The organism is Bartonella sp. AA86SXKL, from assembly GCF_042196885.1.
In genome coordinates this window covers 1-522 of record NZ_JBHIRE010000603.1, presented here as the reverse complement: position 1 = coordinate 522, position 522 = coordinate 1, and the positions used below count along the sequence as shown (strand labels likewise).

At 45.8% G+C, this 522-nt stretch carries 1 protein-coding gene; it reads left to right on the top strand.

Annotated elements, in window-relative coordinates; genetic code table 11:
• Positions 1-522: DUF4815 domain-containing protein (locus ACFIO5_RS13640; RefSeq protein WP_375705691.1), on the top strand; the 522-nt coding region annotated here is incomplete at both ends.

Sequence of the window (522 nt, the reverse complement as noted above, 5' to 3'; positions counted from 1 at the left end):
CAGTTTCACCTTTAAACCCTATTATTTTCCTATTGCCGATATTCAATCTCTTTTGTTGACAAAAGAAAAGACCGTTAACGTCACCCGCGGTGCCGTTGCCGCTGGGCGTGATGGGGTGCCGGATAAAAGCATCACCTCTTTTATCAAAATTGTTCAAGAAACTAAGGAATTTAAAGAAGGAACGGATTTTAAAAAAACCGGAGACACCATTGATTGGGCGCCCGTAGGAGACGAACCTTTAGCGGGAAGTAGCTATAAGGTGACTTATCGCTATCGCGCAAAAATTACCGCTGATAAAGTAACAGCGCAGGAAATCACTGTCTCAGGGGGTGCGGAGGGTGGTGATATTATCGTCAGTTACACTTACAAACTCCCCCGCATTGACCGTATTGGTCTCAACACAGGGGGCAATGTGGTTTACATCAAAGGTATCTCAGTAGATCATCCCATGGCACCCAGTGTCCCTGATGATGTGTTGTCCCTTGCAACCATTACCAACAATTGGCTTGAAACGCCGGTTGT